The sequence below is a fragment of the Fulvimarina endophytica genome (assembly GCF_003403015.1).
GTDB classification, from domain to species: Bacteria; Pseudomonadota; Alphaproteobacteria; order Rhizobiales; family Rhizobiaceae; genus Fulvimarina; species Fulvimarina endophytica.
In genome coordinates this window covers 18,036-32,985 of the sequence record NZ_QURL01000004.1, presented here as the reverse complement: position 1 = coordinate 32,985, position 14,950 = coordinate 18,036, and the positions used below count along the sequence as shown (strand labels likewise).

Genomic DNA, 14,950 nt, shown 5'->3' with positions numbered 1-14,950 from the left:
CATGGCAAAGACAATCGTTGTGACATCGGGCAAGGGAGGCGTCGGGAAGACCACCTCGACGGCAGCGCTCGGCGCAGCCCTTGCCCAGCGCGGCGAGAAAGTCGCCGTCGTCGACTTCGACGTCGGACTTCGCAATCTCGATCTCGTGATGGGCGCCGAGCGCCGGGTCGTCTACGATCTGATCAACGTGGTTCAGGGCGATGCCAAGCTGAGCCAGGCGCTGATCCGCGACAAGCGGTGCGAGACCCTGTTTCTGCTGCCGGCCTCCCAGACCCGCGACAAGGACAATCTCACCGCCGAGGGCGTGGAGAAGGTCATGGAAGAGCTGCGCAAGGACTTCGACTGGATCGTCTGCGATTCGCCGGCCGGCATCGAGCGCGGCGCGACCCTCGCGATGCGCCATGCCGACATCGCCGTGGTGGTGACCAATCCGGAAGTTTCCTCGGTGCGCGATTCCGACCGCATCATCGGCCTGCTGGATTCCAAGACCGCCAAGGCCGAGAACGGCGAGCGCATCGAGAAGCATCTCCTCCTCACCCGCTACGATGCGAGCCGCGCCGATCGCGGCGACATGCTGAAGGTGGACGACGTCCTGGAGATCCTCTCGATCCCGCTGCTCGGCATCATCCCCGAAAGCCTCGACGTCCTGCGCGCCTCCAATCTGGGCACGCCGGTGACGATGTCGGACAACAACAGCGCCCCGGCGCTCGCCTACACGAACGCCGCCCGCCGGCTCGCCGGCGAGGATGTCCCGATGTCGATCCCCGGCGAGAAGCGCGGCCTTCTCGGCAAGTTCTTCGGCCGGAGGGCTGCATGAGCCTGTTCAACTTCTTCCAGAAACGCACGACCGCGCCGGCCGCGCGCGAAAGGCTGCAGATCCTGCTGGCCCACGAGCGCACGAACGGCGAGCATTCCGATCTCGTCAACCTCCTGCGCGAGGAGATCATCCAGGTCATCGCCAAGCATATCTGCGTCGATGGCGAGAAGGTCGCCGTCAAGATGGACAAGGGCGACAAGTTCTCGACCCTCGAGGTGGATATCGAACTGCCCGTCGACGCGAAGATCAAGAAAGCGGCCTGATCGGCCGGTTCAACAAACTTTGTTGATGAAGGGCGGCTCGAGGGCCGCCCTTTTCGTGTGAAGGGGTTAGAGGGTGCCGGCCCGCCCGATACACGTGTGGAAACACAGTGTGCGGTGCGAAAAACCCTCAGCCTGGCTTCTCACTTGTCGGATTGCCGGATAAACCGGTTTAGCGCTTCATCACGCGGCACTGCGCTGACGAAGGATCTGGAACGAAACCGGACGATGTGGAACCGACCCGAAGACGATATCCCCCAGGGCCATCCGCCCTTTGCCGATGACGAGGTCTTCGTCAACGCACCCGTTCCGCTCTGGATCGAGGACTGGAGCGGGGTCAAGCGACTTCTCGACGATCTGCGGGCCCAAGGGGTCACGGGCCTCGCCGCCCATCTTGCGAACGACCGCGACACGGTGCGCCGCTCGGCGGCCGCCATCCGCATCCTCGCGGTCAACGAGCGGACGCTCGCGCTTCTGAAGGCGCGGTCGGTGGAGGAGCTGCGGGACAATCTCGGCACCGTCTTCTCCGGCGACATGTACGAGAACCACCGCCTCGAACTCTGCCAGCTCTACGAGCGGGGCAGCGGGTTCACGAGCCTTGCCGTCAACTACACGCTGAAGGGCGAGCCCCTGCACATGCAGGTCAAGGGCCGGATCATGCCCGGCTACGAGGACGACTGGAGCTGCGTCCTCGTCTCCACCGAGGACGTCTCGGCGCGCGAGGAAAGCATGCGGCGCCTGGCTGCGAGCGAAACCTTCTCGCGGGCCCTGTTCGAGCACTCCCCGATCTCGCTCTGGGTCGAGGATCTCAGCAAGATCAAGGATATGCTCGCCGAGGTGAGGGCGATGGGGGTGAGCGATTTCCGCACCTTCGTCGACGTCCATCCCGAATTCGTCGAGCGCTGCATGCGCGAGATCCGCGTCGTCGACGTCAACCAGCACACGCTGACCCTCTACGGGGCACAAACGAAGGCGGAGCTGTTCTCGCGGCTCGGAGAGGTCTTCCGCCCCGAAACCGCGCCCTATTTCAAGGAAATGATCATCAAGCTGTGGGACGGGCAGAGCTTCCACGTGCGCGAAGTGGTCAATTACGGGCTCGACGGGCAGGTGATCCATCTGCACATGCAGCTTTCGATCTTCCCCGGCCACGAGCACGACTGGTCGCTCGCGCAGATCGCGCTGACCGACATCACCGCGCGCAAGAAGGCGGAAGCCTATCTCGAATATCTCGGCAAGCACGACGTCCTCACGAAGCTGAACAACCGCTCGTTCTTCGACGACGAACTGAAGCGGCTGGAGCGGTGCGGGGCCTATCCGGTGACGGTGCTCGCGGCCGATCTCAACGGTCTGAAACACGTCAACGACACGCTCGGCCATGCCGCCGGCGATGGGGTCCTGCGGCGGGCGGGCGAGGTGCTGCGCGAGGCCGTCAGCGACCCCATGCGGGCCGCGCGCATCGGCGGCGACGAGTTCGTGGTCCTGATGCCGGGAAGCGGCGAGGAGGACGGGCAGGCCTTGATGGATGAGATCGGCAAGCTCACCGCGATCAACAACCGCTTCTATCCGGGGGCGGAACTGTCCTTCTCCATCGGCCTTGCGACGGGGCTTGCGGGCGAGCGGCTGGAGGAGGTGGTGAACCGGGCCGACGAGGGAATGTACCGGGCCAAGCGCGATTACTACGAGACGATCGTCGCGGGCGGGCGCAAATCGGACCGCAAGTCCCTCTCGGATATCGTGAAGGCGATCAAGCTGCGCCGCATCGCCGAAGACGATTGAGCGGGGCGGAAGCGGCGCTCGTCATGCCTCGTTTCTTATCATGGGAAAAACCTGCCCGTTCGCTTGGCAGATCTCCTCGGCGGATGCCATAGTGAGGCAGACGCCATCAACGGACCCGAACCGCCACCCATGACGCCGCGCCTCGAACTCTCCGGGATCACCAAGCGTTTTCCGGGCGTGACGGCCAACGAGGACGTGTCCTTCGCGGTGGCGCCCGGCGAGATCCACGCCCTTCTCGGGGAGAACGGCGCGGGCAAGTCGACGCTCGTCAAGATCATCTACGGCGTCCAGCGGGCCGACGAGGGCTCGATCGCGATCGACGGCCGGACCGTCTCGATCGGATCGCCGAACGAGGCACGCCGGCTCGGCATCGGAATGGTGTTCCAGCACTTCTCCCTGTTCGAGGCGATGACGGTTCTGGAGAATATCGCCCTCGGCATGGACAATCCGCCCTCGGGCCGGACGCTCGATGCGCGGATCAGGGAGGTTCTGACCGAATACGACCTCTCGCTCGATCCGCAGCGGGAGGTTCATACGCTGTCGGTGGGCGAGCGCCAGCGCATCGAGATCGTGCGCGCCCTGATCCAGAAGCCGAAACTCCTCATCATGGACGAGCCGACCTCGGTCCTGACGCCGCAGGAAGTGGAGCGCCTGTTCAAGGTGCTGCGCCAGCTGCGCGACGAGGGCTGCTCGATCCTCTACATTTCCCACAAGCTCGCCGAGATCAAGGCGCTGTGCGACACGGCGACGATCCTGCGCGGCGGCAAGGTGGTCGGGACCTGCGATCCGGCCCGCGAATCGGCCCGTTCCATGGCCGAGATGATGATCGGCGGCTCGCTCAAGGACATCTCGACCAAGGCCAAGGGGCTGATCGGAAAGCCGCGCCTCGCCGTCGACGGCCTCGACGCGCCCGGCGAGCCGCCCTTCGGCACGAGCCTCAAATCCGTCTCCCTTTCGGTTCGCGCCGGAGAGATCCTCGGAATCGCCGGTGTGGCGGGGAACGGACAGAACGAACTCGTCTCGGTCTTGTCCGGCGAACGCCTCACTGGGGTTTCGGGATCGATCCATCTCGATGGTGCGGAGATCTCGCGCCTCGGTGTCGGTGCACGGCGCAAGCGGGGCCTCTCCGCCCTGCCGGAGGAGCGCAACGGCCATTCGGCGATCGGTGCGATGACGCTGGCCGAGAATGCGGTCCTTTCGGCCCGCGGACCGGCCGGCCTGACGGCTGCCGGCGGACTGCTTCGCCTCGGGCGCGCGCGCATCTATGCCAAGACCGTCATCGACGCCTTCTCGGTGCGCGCGAACGGTCCGGAGGCGGCGGCGGCGAGCCTTTCGGGCGGCAATCTCCAGAAATTCCTCGTCGGACGCGAGATTCTCGGTGAGCCGAAGGTCTTCATCGTCTCCCAGCCGACCTGGGGTGTCGACGCCGGGGCTGCGGCCTTCATCCGGCAGGCGATGATCGATCTCGCCTCGCGGGGCGCGGCGATCCTGTGCCTCAGCCAGGATCTCGACGAACTCCTCGAACTCTCGGACCGGATCGCGGTGATGAACGGCGGGCGTCTGTCGGAGGCCATGGAGGTCGCGGGCGTCTCCATCGAGCGCATCGGCCTTTTGATGGGCGGCGTCCACGGCGAGGACGATCCCGAAAGCGAGGCGATGCTCGGTGCCGGGAGGGCGGCATGAGCCTTTTTGCCCTCGAACCGCGCCGCGAGGCGAGCCGCGCCGCAAGCCTTGCAGCCCCCGTGGTCGCGGTGTTCTGCGCGCTCGTTGCCGGCGCGATCCTCTTCACGCTGCTCGGCCATGACGGGCTTTCGGCGGTCTACGAGATCTTCGTCGCCCCGCTCCTCAATCCCTATCGGTGGCAGGACCTTCTGGTGAAGGCCGCGCCGCTCGCGATCATCGCCACCGGGCTTGCGATCGGCTTTCGGGCCAATGTCTGGAATATCGGCGCCGAGGGGCAGTACATTCTCGGCGGGCTCGGCGGCACCTTCGTCGCCCTGCAGACCCTCGACCTCCAGGGCGGCTGGATCCTTCCGGCGATGATCCTCGCAGGCATCCTCGGCGGCATGGCCTATGCGGCGGTGCCGGCGCTGCTGCGCACGAAACTCGGCGTCAACGAGATCCTGTCCTCGCTGATGCTCAACTATGTGGCGATCCAGCTTCTCTATTACCTGATGCGCGGGCCCTGGAAGGACCCGATGGGGTTCAACTTCCCCCAGACCGCGATGTTCAGCTTCGACCAGACCCTGCCGATGGCGTTTCCCGGAACGCTCATCCATCTCGGCGTGCCCATCGCCGCCGCGGTGGCGTTGACGGCCTTTGGGCTGATGACCCGGACCATCGTCGGGTTCCAGGTGCGAAGCGTCGGCGCGAGCCCGAAGGCCGCGCGGTTCGCGGGCTTCTCGGTGAATGCGACGGTCTGGTTCGCGCTTCTTCTCGGCGGAGGGCTCGCAGGGCTCGCGGGAATCCTCGAAGCCTCCGGACCCTTCGGCCAGATGGTGCCGTCCTTTCCCACCGGCTACGGCTACAGCGCCATCATCGTCGCCTTTCTCGGCCGGCTCAATCCGCTCGGCATCCTGATCGCGAGCCTCGTTCTGGCGCTGACCTATGTGGGCGGCGAGAACGCACAGACCGCGATCGGTCTGCCGAGTGCTGCGGCCGGCGCCTTCCAGGCGCTGATCCTCTTCTTCCTTCTCGGCTTCGACATCCTCGCCGGCTACCGCGTGAAGCGGGGGAGGGCGCGCCGTGCGCAGGACGCATCGGGCGGGGCCGCCGCAATATCGCCGACGCCCGGAAGCGCCATCCCCACTCCCTCCACGACCGGAACCCAGCGCGCATGAGCCTCGATCTCGTCGTCGCCATTCTCATGGCCGCAGCCGGTGCTGCGACGCCTCTGCTGATCGCCGCCCTCGGCGAACTCGTCGTCGAGAAGTCCGGCGTCCTCAATCTCGGCGTCGAGGGCATGATGCTGATCGGCGCGGTCGCGGGCTTCGCGGTCTCCTATACGACGGGCGTGCCCGCGCTGGGCGCGGTCGCAGCGCTTCTCGCCGGCGCTCTCGTCTCCCTCGTCTTCGCGTTGCTCACCCTTTCCCTGATGGCCAATCAGGTGGCGACGGGTCTTGCGCTCGCGATCTTCGGAACCGGCGTCTCGGCACTGGCCGGCGCGCCCTTCGTGGGCATCACGACGACGACGCTCGGGCCGCTCGTCGCCTTCGACGATCCGATCCTGCGCCTCCTCTTCGGCCAGTCGCCGCTCGTCTATCTGGCGCTTCTCCTGACACTCGCGGTCTGGTGGTTCCTCAAGCATTCGCGTCAGGGTCTGATCCTGCGCGCCGTCGGCGAGAGCAGCGATGCGGCTCATGCGATCGGCTATCCGGTGCTGAAGATCCGCTATCTCGCCGTCCTGTTCGGCGGTGCGATGGCGGGGCTCGCGGGCTCCTACTATTCGCTGGTTCTCACGCCGATGTGGGCCGAGCGCCTGACCGCCGGGCGCGGCTGGATCGCCATCGCCCTCGTGGTCTTCGCCTCATGGAAGCCCGGCCGCCTGCTTCTCGGGGCCTATCTCTTCGGCTTCGTCATCACCATGGAGCTCCAGGCGAAAGCTGCCGGCTTCGCCTTGTTCGCGCCCGAATTCCTCTCGGCGCTTCCCTATCTCGCGACCATCGTCGTCCTCGCGGTCATCTCGCTCGGCCGCCGGAACGCGACCCATGCGCCCGCCTGCCTCGGCAAGCCGTTCAGGCCGGCGGTCTGATCCTCCCCTCGTTCACAGGAGCCTTCATGTTCGATCTCAAGAGAAGCCGTCTTCTGGCCGCCGCCGCGTTCACGGCGGCCGCCCTGTCCTCGCCGATCGCCCTTGCCCAGGACGGCGCGGCCTCCGGCGGCAAGGACAAGGTCAAGGCGGCCTTCGTCTATGTGGGACCCGTCGGCGATTTCGGCTGGACCTATGCCCATGACCAGGCCCGCCAGTGCATGGCCGAAAAGCTCGGCGACAGGGTGGAGACCACCTTCGTGGAAAGCGTTCCCGAAGGCCCCGACGCCGAACGCGTGATCCGCCAGCTCGCCCAGGACGGCGCGGACATCGTCTTCGCCACCTCCTTCGGCTTCATGAACCCGACGATCAAGGTCGCGCGGCAGTTTCCCGACGTGAAGTTCGAGCATGCCACCGGCTATCAGGCGGCTCCCGGCAATATGAGCCTCTACAATGCCCGCTTCTACCAGGGCCGGGCGGTGCTGGGCACGATCGCCGGCATGATGAGCGAAAGCGGCAAGGCGGGCTATATCGCCTCCTTCCCGATCCCCGAGGTGGTGATGGGCATCAACGCCTTCACGCTGGCGGCGCGCAAGGTCAATCCGGACTTCGAGACCCAGGTCGTCTGGGTGAACTCCTGGTACGATCCGGCCAAGGAGGCGGACGCGGCCAATGCGCTTCTGTCGCAGGGGGCGGACGTGATCACCCAGCACACCGATTCGCCGGCCCCCATCCAGGCCGCGCAGAAGGCCGGCGCGATCGCCTTCGGCCAGGCCTCGGACATGACGAGCTTCGCACCTGAGGCGCACATGACCGCGATCATCGACGAATGGTGCCCCTATTACGTGAAGCGCGTCGAGGCCGTGCTCGACGGCAGCTGGGAGCCGCAGAACGTCTGGCTCGGCATGGAGGACGGCGAAGTGGTGATGTCGCCCTTCAACGAGGCGATGCCGGAGGACGTGAAGGCGGCCGCCCAGAAGGTCTACGACGACACCAAGGCCGGAAACTACGACATCTTCACCGGCCCGATCACCGATCAGGCGGGTGAGGTCCGTATTCCGGAGGGCGAGGAGATCCCGGACGAGGACCTGCTCAAGATGGACTGGTATGTGGAAGGCGTGAAGAGCTGACGGGAGCGAGACAAATCTCGTAGCGGGCAGGGCGCGGCACGTTGCGGCCAGCCTGCGGGGCATGTGTGAGGCGGGGATCGGCACCGCGCCCTCGCGCGGCGCCTTGAACCCTCGCCGGATAGCGGACCTCGGCGGGCCTGAACGGGCCCGCGAGGCCCGCTCTTCCCGGTTCGCCCCCGTGTCTTTTCCGTCTCATCGGACATGCGACAGCGGATGCGACGGGGCGATGTCGCATCCGTCCATTGTGCCGGAAGCGTTCCTCACTAAGTAGGGCCTGCCCGATCACCGCCGGTTCTGCAGCCTGACCCTTGGCGCGCGGCGGATGCGAGATCGGCCGCGGTTTCAAGCGAGGGAGTGGGACGAGTGGAAAGCACTGCTGTAGGCCAGGGACTTGGCGATCCGGTCGCGACCTGGATCTGGCTGGCGACGATCGCCGGCATCGCCGGGCTTTTCCTGTTCGACTTCCTGGTTCACGTGCGCAAGGCGCACGAGCCGACCTTCCGCGAAGCGGCCACCTGGTCGGCGGTCTATGTGGGACTCGCCATCGTCTTCGGCGGCGCGCTCTGGTATTTCTGGGACCACAAGCACGGGCTCGAATATTTCGCCGGCTTCGTGACCGAGAAGAGCCTGTCGATCGACAATCTCTTCGTCTTCGTCATCATCATGAAGAGTTTCCAGGTTCCGCGCGAGGACCAGCAGAAGGCGCTGCTCATCGGCATCGTGCTGGCGCTGATCATGCGCGGCATCTTCATTGCCGTCGGTGCGGCGGCAATCGAGCAGTTCTCCTGGATCTTCTACATCTTCGGCCTGTTCCTGATCGGCACGGCGGTCAAGCTGGCGAGCGAGAGCTTCGGTCACCAGAAGACGACGGACGAGAAGTACGAGCCGAACGGCTTGGTGAAGTGGTTCGCCCGCACCTTCCCCTCGACGCCGGAGTTCCACGGCAATGCGCTGTTCGTGAAGGAGAACGGCAGACGGCTGATGACGCCCATGATGGTCGTCATCTTCGCCCTCGGCATGACCGACCTTCTCTTCGCGCTCGATTCGATTCCCGCGATCTACGGCCTGACCAACGCGCCCTATATCGTGTTCACGACGAACGCCTTCGCACTGCTTGGCCTTCTGCAGCTCTACTTCCTGATCGGCGGCCTGCTCGACAGGCTGGTCTATCTCGGCATCGGCCTCTCGGTGATTCTCGGCTTCATCGGCGTCAAGCTGATCTTCCACGCGATGGAGGCGAACGAGTTGTCCTTCATCAACGGCGGCGAGCCGATCACCTGGGTGCCGCACATCACCACCGGCTTCTCGCTCGCGGTCATCATCGGCGTCCTCGTCGTGACGACCGTCGCGAGCCTGATGAAGACCGGATGGTCGTCGGGCTCCACCGGCGGCGGAAAGGCGCACTGACCCAATTGTGATGAGCGGGGCCGTGCCGGATGATCCTCGGCGCGGCTTCCGCCTTCGATCGGCGCAGACCGCCGCAACGAAGGAGACGCGACATGGCGGGTAGAACGGACCGGGACGAGCCCGGCGAGGGGGCTCTGCCCCCCGCTTCGCCGGGCACGTCGCCCGCGACGGTCGCGGCCGACGAATGGGCCGCGCGGCGCGCAGCCCTCGGCGAAAAGCTGGCGGAGCGCTCGGTGGCGCGGGCGCAGGAAACCGAGCGCCAGTCGGGCTCGGGCTCCAGCATGCGCGGCATGGCCGAGGGGCTGAAGCTTGCCAGCGAGTTCGCGGCGGGAATCATCGTGGGCGGGGGAATCGGTTTTCTCATCGACCGGACCGCCGGCATCGCCCCCTTCGGCCTCATCGTGTTCCTGATGTTCGGATTTGCCGCGGGCATTCGAAACGTGCTGCGGCATGTGTCTCCGAAGCCCCCCACAGCCGCCCCGCAGGCGACCGCGGACGCGGAGCGGGCGGAAAAGCCGCGCAATTCGTAGGAAACGCGCCCATTCGTCCAAGAAGGGGTGTTGCGAAGGCGAGCGTCAGCGGCTATTGCCATGGCCGGCTCAAGGACGCTCAAGACGTTTCGACAAGGACTTCAGAGTTTGGCGACGAATCCGACCGATCCGATTCATCAGTTCGATGTTTTTCCGCTCGTGCCCATTCAGATCGGCGGGCTGGACTTCTCGTTCACGAATTCTTCGCTCTTTATGCTGGCGACCGCCGGCCTGAGCGCCGGTTTCATCTATTATTCGACCCGTGGGCGCGGACTTGTTCCCGGCCGCCTGCAGTCGATGACCGAGCTCACTTACGAGTTCACCGCGAACATGCTGCGCGAAGCGGCCGGAACTGCCGGCATGCGGTTCTTCCCCTTCGTGTTCTCGATCTTCACCTTCGTGCTCGTCGCGAACCTGATCGGTATGTTCCCCTATTTCTTCACCGTGACGAGCCACATCATCGTCACCTTCGCGCTGGCGATGGTGGTGATGTCGGTGGTGGTGGGATACGGCATCGCCAAGCATGGCGGGTCGTGGTTCAAGGTGTTCATCCCGTCCGGGGTGCCGGCGGCCATCCTGCCCTTCGTGGTGCTGATCGAGATCATCTCGTTCCTGTCGCGGCCGGTCTCGCTCTCGGTTCGTCTCTTCGCCAACATGCTGGCCGGACACATTACCCTGAAGGTGTTCGCTGGTTTCGTCGTGACGCTGTCTTCCCTGGGCGCCGTTGGCGTCATCGGATCGATCCTGCCGCTTCTGATGGCGGTCGCGATCACCGCCCTGGAATTCCTCGTCGCGTTCCTGCAGGCCTATGTGTTCGCAGTCCTGACCTGCATGTACCTCAACGATGCGGTTCATCCCCATCACTGACCCTGTCGCAGCGCCGGCGAACGGGTGCTGCCTGATACACGATCCATACAAAGGAGAATTCCATGGAAGCTGAAGCTGCACGTTACGTCGGAGCCGGTCTGGCCTGTTTCGGCATGGGCATGACCGCCCTCGGTCTCGGAAACATGTTCGCCCAGTACCTTGCGGGCGCTCTTCGCAACCCGTCGGCCGCCGACGGCCAGTTCGGCCGCCTGATCTTCGGCTTCGCCGTGACGGAAGCGCTGGGCATCTTCTCGCTGCTGATCGCGCTGCTTCTTCTCTTCGTCTAAGCGGTCCTTCGAAACTGAACGATATGGATCGTCGGTTCTGGCCGGTCGCAATGCGGCCGGCCGATCCGGATGAGATGGAGGCATAGACTTGCTGTTCGACATGGCCGCTCACGCCCAGGAGCACGGCGCATCGACTGGGACCGACCCTTCGCTGTTCCCGGAAGAGGGGCCGCAGACGCAGAGCGAGGTCGGTGCCCACGCCGAGGGCGGGCATAACGCCTTCCCGCCGATGGACCCCACATACTTCCCGTCCCAGCTTCTGTGGCTGGCGGTGACGTTCGGCGTCTTCTACTGGGTCCTTAAGAACGTATTGGTGCCGCGGGTCGGGGGTATCCTCGAAAACCGCCGCGACCGGATCGCCATCGATCTGGAAGCTGCCGAGCGGGCGAAGCAGGAGGCCGACGAGGCCGAAGCCGCCTATCAGCAGGAACTCACCGAAGCGCGCGACCGCGCGCATGCCATCGCCCAGGACGCGCGCAACGAAGCGCGCCGCGAGGGTGACGCGCAGCGCTCCAAGCTCGAAGCCGAACTCGATGGACGGCTCGACGAGGCGCGCGAGCGCATCGCACTCGCAAAGTCCAATGCGATGAACGAGATGGACGGTCTTGCGACCGACGTCGCCGAGACGATCCTTCGCGACGTGGTCAAGATCGACGTGTCCCGCGACGAGGTGGCCTCTGCGGTCGCCGAGACGAGACGCTAGGAGGCGGACGGAATGGATAATTCATTCTGGGCATTGATCGCCCTCATCCTGTTCTTCGCGGTCGTGGTCTATTTCAAGGGCTTCCGGCGCATCAACAGCGCGCTCGACGCCCGCTCGAAGCGCATTCAGGAAGAACTCGAGGAAGCCCGTGAGCTGAAGGAAGAGGCCAAGCAGCAGCTGGCCGAATATCAGCGCCGGCGCCGCGAGGCCGAACAGGAAGCGCAGGACATTCTGGACTCGGCCAAGCGCGAGGCCCAGAACATGCTGAGCGATGCCGCGGCCAAGAACAGGGAGTTCGTCGAGCGTCGCACCGCGATGGCCGAGAACCAGATCGCGCAGGCCGAGGCCGATGCCCGCAAGGAGGTCCGCGCGACCGCCGTGGACGTCGCGATCGAGGCCGCTTCCAAGGTGATCGCGAGCCGGGATGGCGCAGGCCAGTCGGTTTCGGACTCGATCGCTTCGGTTCGCCAGCGCCTGAACTGACAGCGCTTCCAAAGGGAAGCCCGATCGCGGCCGGTCCTGGCGGATCGACCAGAAGAGAGATTGGAGAGGCGGCCCGCGCGTGAGCGTCGGCCGCCTTTTTCGTGGGCACGCCAATGGCCGTCGATCCCGTCGATATTCCGGGGCCGGTCCCTTCTCCCGCGTGACGGCCTGTCCGGTGAGCAGCTGGTGCGAAGTTGGGCTTCGGGCTTCGGGCGGGAAGGCTCTCGGCTTAAAGGGCTGAGAGCGGCCTGAAGCTCATGCGGTGGATCGGCGTCGGGCCCTGTTCGGCGATCGTCGCGAGATGGATGGGTGCGCCATATCCCATATTGGTCGCAAAGCCGTAGCCCGGAAACAGACGATCGGCGCGCAGCATCATGCGGTCTCGGCTGACCTTCGCGACGATGGAGGCGGCGGCGATGGAGGCGCTGAGACGATCGCCGCCGACGATCGCGGTTCCGATGTCGCGAAAGGGTTCGGGTACTTCCCGGCCATCGAAGAGGCAGTGGGAGGGCCGAACCGGCAGACGCTCCACTGCCTGCGTCATGGCGAGAAGCGTCGCCTGGCGGATGTTGATCCGATCGATGATCGCGGCCGGAACGGCGGCGATGGCCACATGAGCGCGCCGCAGGATCTCCTCGTGGAGCCGGTCTCGTCTTGCGGCCGTCAGCCGTTTGGAATCGTCGAGCCCGTCCGGCAGATCGGCTTCGGCCTCGAAGATCACGGCGGCGCAAACGACCGGTCCGGCAAGGGGGCCGCGGCCCACTTCGTCGATGCCGGCAACGAGACGCTCCCCGGATGTCAGGAGCTGCGCCTCGAGCGTGAAATCGGGGAGGGGGCGGGCGCGCGATTTTGCCTTGCGGCCTGCCGCAGGCATCTCGTCCCCGCCATTCGGCGCGGCCGGATCGGCTGAACCGGGTAAGGGAATTGGAGAATCGGATGAAGAGCAAGCCATGGTGCGGCCAGCCTCGCCCAGTCACCGATTCTCCACAAGGCCGCGCATTTGATGATGTGGCGATGCGTGGCCTTATTTCGCGGTAGGCGGACAATTTGACCATGATTTGTTCCGGCTACGGTTTTTTTAAACTTCCACCGCCCGGATCATGGGGTCCGCCTCCGATCAGATCAGCGACAGCTGGACGCCGGCGCCCCGCGGCGGCACGAAGAGATCGGTCCGAAGGGGTTTGCGCTCCTGATTGAGACCGAGCCGTTTGGTCGCCAGATCGAAGCGGCGCTTGATCTGATGGGCATAGGGCCCCGTGCCCCGCATGCGCTTGGTCCATTCGGCGTCGTAGTCCTTGCCGTCGCGCATGGAGCGCAGAAGGGAGAGGACGTGGCGATAGCGGTCCGGATAATGACGCAGGAGCCAGTCCTTGAAGATCTGCGAGACTTCGAGAGGAAGGCGCAGCAGCACGTAACCGGCCTCCTTCGCGCCGGCGGTCGCCGCCGCTTCCAGCAGCCGTTCGATTTCCGAATCGGTGAGACCCGGAATGACCGGTGCGGTCATCACCATGGTCGGAATGCCGGCTTGGCTGAGTTCCCGGATCGCATCGATGCGCTTCTGCGGGGTCGCGGCGCGGGGCTCCATGGTGCGGGCGAGCTTGCGGTCCATGGTGGTGAGGGAGAGCGCTACGCGCGCAAGGCCCTTGTCCGCCATGCGCGAGAGGATGTCGATGTCGCGCAGGACGAGAGCGGACTTCGTCACGATGCCGACCGGATGATTGGCCGCCTCCAGGACTTCGAGAATCTCGCGCATGATGCGGTGCTGCTTCTCGATCGGCTGATAGGGGTCGGTATTGGTGCCGATGGCGATGGAGCGCACCGCATAGCCGGGCCGCGACAGTTCTCGCTCCAGAAGCTGGGCCGCATTCGGCTTGGCGAACAGCTTGGTCTCGAAGTCCAGTCCGGCCGAAAGGCCTATATAGGAGTGGCTCGGCCGCGCGAAGCAGTAGACGCATCCATGCTCGCATCCCCGATAGGGGTTCACCGAACGATCGAAGGAGATGTCCGGCGAGGTGTTGCGGGTGATGATGGTGCGCGGCTTCTCGACCTGAACTTCGGTCCTGAAGGCAGGAAGGTTTTCGAGGCTGTCCCAGCCGTCATCGATATCCCTGCGAGCGAAGGGCTCGAAGCGACCTGCGGGATTGATGCCTGCGCCGCGGCCTCGCCGGCGATCCGGCCCGATGCGGGCGCCGCCCTCCGCGATGATACGGTTGGCATAGTCGGTTCCGAGCGCGGGATCGAAGGCGGCACGATCGGCATGAGCGATATCCAGCATCTGAAAACCTCGAACATTTCGTGAACTCGTTATCCCCATATTTAATCGATGAATGAGAACAAGACAAGAACATTCCGAGCGAGTGGCGTTCTCCGGCACGAAACGCTACACCGTGCGGCATGTTGACCGTCTACATGGATTGCGGAGCCGAAGAGCGGCTGCTTGCCCTGACGCTCGCCGAACTCGTCTCCGGGGCGGTGGAGGGGATCGTTCGAACCGTCGTCCTGATCGACCGGGGAATGAGCGAGGGGGCGCACCGCATCGCCGAACACAGCGGATGCGTCGTCATTCAGCCCTCCGCCCTGGAAACGGCGATCGGCCGGGATCGTTCGGACTGGCTCCTCTGGCTCGAAATCGGCAGCCGGCCCCTGCAGGGCTGGACGTCCGAAGTGCTCGAGCATCTTCAGGGTGCCTCAGGACGAAAGGGGACCGGGCCCGCCCGGTTCCGGCCTGCCGCGCGCGACAGGATGGGCTTTCTCTCGCGCCTGACCTCGCGGCCCTCGGCACTCGAGACCGGTCTGTTGCTGAAGAAGCCGCAGGCGCTCGGACGGGTGAAGCAATTGGGGGGAGAGCCGCTGGCGCAGCTCGCCTCGGGCCTCGCATCCCGCCCGCTCAATGCGGAGATCAGGCCGAGGCGCGCGGCCGAGTGATGCCGGACGACTGCGTC

Annotated in this window: 16 protein-coding genes; 14 read left to right on the top strand and 2 right to left on the bottom strand. The window is 65.3% G+C overall.

Going from position 1 to position 14,950, the window contains the following annotated elements; translation table 11 throughout:
* Nucleotide 1 precedes the first annotated feature (1 nt).
* The 13 genes from minD (at nt 2) to DYI37_RS09580 (ending at nt 12,008) form a co-directional block, all read left to right on the top strand.
* Nucleotides 2–817, top strand: a complete 816-nt coding sequence (gene minD / locus DYI37_RS09640; protein WP_116683470.1) for a septum site-determining protein MinD — start codon at nt 2–4, stop codon at nt 815–817.
* Nucleotides 814–1,080: a cell division topological specificity factor MinE gene (gene minE / locus DYI37_RS09635; protein WP_116683039.1), complete on the top strand. Its 267-nt coding sequence runs from the start codon at nt 814–816 to the stop codon at nt 1,078–1,080. Before minD ends, minE begins: the two co-directional genes overlap by 4 nt.
* Before the next feature lie 225 nt (nt 1,081–1,305).
* Nucleotides 1,306–2,853 carry a sensor domain-containing diguanylate cyclase gene (locus tag DYI37_RS09630; protein WP_116683038.1) on the top strand — a complete coding sequence of 516 codons (1,548 nt, stop codon included), beginning with the start codon at nt 1,306–1,308 and terminating at the stop codon, nt 2,851–2,853.
* A gap of 129 nt (nt 2,854–2,982) precedes the next feature.
* On the top strand, nt 2,983–4,536 hold the full coding sequence (locus tag DYI37_RS09625; protein WP_116683037.1) for an ABC transporter ATP-binding protein: 1,554 nt from the start codon (nt 2,983–2,985) through the stop codon (nt 4,534–4,536).
* Complete coding sequence (locus DYI37_RS09620) at nt 4,533–5,693, top strand: ABC transporter permease (protein WP_116683036.1); 1,161 nt, start codon at nt 4,533–4,535, stop codon at nt 5,691–5,693. Before DYI37_RS09625 ends, DYI37_RS09620 begins: the two co-directional genes overlap by 4 nt.
* Nucleotides 5,690–6,604 (top strand): ABC transporter permease, encoded by a 915-nt coding sequence (locus DYI37_RS09615; protein WP_116683035.1) that lies wholly within the window; start codon nt 5,690–5,692, stop codon nt 6,602–6,604. The genes DYI37_RS09620 and DYI37_RS09615 overlap by 4 nt, the downstream gene beginning before the upstream one ends.
* Before the next feature lie 26 nt (nt 6,605–6,630).
* A complete protein-coding gene (locus tag DYI37_RS09610; RefSeq protein ID WP_116683034.1) occupies nt 6,631–7,731 on the top strand; it encodes a BMP family ABC transporter substrate-binding protein in 1,101 nt (366 codons plus the stop codon).
* Nucleotides 7,732–8,094: 363 nt separating this feature from the next.
* Nucleotides 8,095–9,138: a TerC family protein gene (locus tag DYI37_RS09605; protein WP_116683033.1), complete on the top strand. Its 1,044-nt coding sequence runs from the start codon at nt 8,095–8,097 to the stop codon at nt 9,136–9,138.
* Nucleotides 9,139–9,230: 92 nt separating this feature from the next.
* The gene (locus DYI37_RS20290; RefSeq protein ID WP_245413860.1) at nt 9,231–9,668 is read left to right on the top strand and encodes an AtpZ/AtpI family protein; all 438 of its coding nucleotides are present in this window, start codon (nt 9,231–9,233) and stop codon (nt 9,666–9,668) included.
* A 60-nt stretch (nt 9,669–9,728) separates the two neighbouring features.
* Entirely contained in the window at nt 9,729–10,535 is an 807-nt protein-coding gene (locus DYI37_RS09595; RefSeq protein WP_116683032.1) for a F0F1 ATP synthase subunit A, read from the top strand.
* Nucleotides 10,536–10,597: 62 nt separating this feature from the next.
* The gene (locus tag DYI37_RS09590; RefSeq protein WP_116683031.1) at nt 10,598–10,822 is read left to right on the top strand and encodes a F0F1 ATP synthase subunit C; all 225 of its coding nucleotides are present in this window, start codon (nt 10,598–10,600) and stop codon (nt 10,820–10,822) included.
* 88 nt (nt 10,823–10,910) lie between these two features.
* Nucleotides 10,911–11,525: a F0F1 ATP synthase subunit B gene (locus DYI37_RS09585; protein WP_245413858.1), complete on the top strand. Its 615-nt coding sequence runs from the start codon at nt 10,911–10,913 to the stop codon at nt 11,523–11,525.
* A 12-nt stretch (nt 11,526–11,537) separates the two neighbouring features.
* Entirely contained in the window at nt 11,538–12,008 is a 471-nt protein-coding gene (locus DYI37_RS09580) for a F0F1 ATP synthase subunit B family protein (RefSeq protein WP_116683030.1), read from the top strand.
* Nucleotides 12,009–12,237: 229 nt separating this feature from the next.
* Here DYI37_RS09580 and DYI37_RS09575 read toward each other — a convergent pair whose 3' ends face one another.
* Together DYI37_RS09575 and DYI37_RS09570 are read right to left on the bottom strand one after the other, a co-directional pair.
* The gene (locus DYI37_RS09575; RefSeq protein ID WP_116683029.1) at nt 12,238–12,882 is read right to left on the bottom strand and encodes a ribonuclease HII; all 645 of its coding nucleotides are present in this window, start codon (nt 12,880–12,882) and stop codon (nt 12,238–12,240) included.
* Nucleotides 12,883–13,125: 243 nt separating this feature from the next.
* Nucleotides 13,126–14,283, bottom strand: a complete 1,158-nt coding sequence (locus tag DYI37_RS09570) for a PA0069 family radical SAM protein (RefSeq protein WP_116683028.1) — start codon at nt 14,281–14,283, stop codon at nt 13,126–13,128.
* A gap of 119 nt (nt 14,284–14,402) precedes the next feature.
* Between DYI37_RS09570 and DYI37_RS09565 the strand changes: the two genes are divergently transcribed.
* Nucleotides 14,403–14,933 carry a glycosyl transferase family 2 gene (locus DYI37_RS09565; protein WP_116683027.1) on the top strand — a complete coding sequence of 177 codons (531 nt, stop codon included), beginning with the start codon at nt 14,403–14,405 and terminating at the stop codon, nt 14,931–14,933.
* Nucleotides 14,934–14,950 lie beyond the last annotated feature (17 nt).

What these genes read in the sequence shown, in the direction of transcription:
- DYI37_RS09575 (WP_116683029.1), bottom strand. Translation starts at nt 12,882, where the DNA reads ATGCCTGCGGCAGGCCGCAAGGCAAAATCGCGCGCCCGCCCCCTCCCC.
- DYI37_RS09615 (WP_116683035.1), top strand. Translation starts at nt 5,690, where the DNA reads ATGAGCCTCGATCTCGTCGTCGCCATTCTCATGGCCGCAGCCGGTGCT.
- DYI37_RS09565 (WP_116683027.1), top strand. Translation starts at nt 14,403, where the DNA reads ATGTTGACCGTCTACATGGATTGCGGAGCCGAAGAGCGGCTGCTTGCC.
- DYI37_RS09590 (WP_116683031.1), top strand. Translation starts at nt 10,598, where the DNA reads ATGGAAGCTGAAGCTGCACGTTACGTCGGAGCCGGTCTGGCCTGTTTC.
- minE (WP_116683039.1), top strand. Translation starts at nt 814, where the DNA reads ATGAGCCTGTTCAACTTCTTCCAGAAACGCACGACCGCGCCGGCCGCG.
- minD (WP_116683470.1), top strand. Translation starts at nt 2, where the DNA reads ATGGCAAAGACAATCGTTGTGACATCGGGCAAGGGAGGCGTCGGGAAG.
- DYI37_RS09625 (WP_116683037.1), top strand. Translation starts at nt 2,983, where the DNA reads ATGACGCCGCGCCTCGAACTCTCCGGGATCACCAAGCGTTTTCCGGGC.
- DYI37_RS09570 (WP_116683028.1), bottom strand. Translation starts at nt 14,283, where the DNA reads ATGCTGGATATCGCTCATGCCGATCGTGCCGCCTTCGATCCCGCGCTC.
- DYI37_RS09595 (WP_116683032.1), top strand. Translation starts at nt 9,729, where the DNA reads ATGGCCGGCTCAAGGACGCTCAAGACGTTTCGACAAGGACTTCAGAGT.
- DYI37_RS20290 (WP_245413860.1), top strand. Translation starts at nt 9,231, where the DNA reads ATGGCGGGTAGAACGGACCGGGACGAGCCCGGCGAGGGGGCTCTGCCC.
- DYI37_RS09620 (WP_116683036.1), top strand. Translation starts at nt 4,533, where the DNA reads ATGAGCCTTTTTGCCCTCGAACCGCGCCGCGAGGCGAGCCGCGCCGCA.
- DYI37_RS09580 (WP_116683030.1), top strand. Translation starts at nt 11,538, where the DNA reads ATGGATAATTCATTCTGGGCATTGATCGCCCTCATCCTGTTCTTCGCG.
- DYI37_RS09630 (WP_116683038.1), top strand. Translation starts at nt 1,306, where the DNA reads ATGTGGAACCGACCCGAAGACGATATCCCCCAGGGCCATCCGCCCTTT.
- DYI37_RS09610 (WP_116683034.1), top strand. Translation starts at nt 6,631, where the DNA reads ATGTTCGATCTCAAGAGAAGCCGTCTTCTGGCCGCCGCCGCGTTCACG.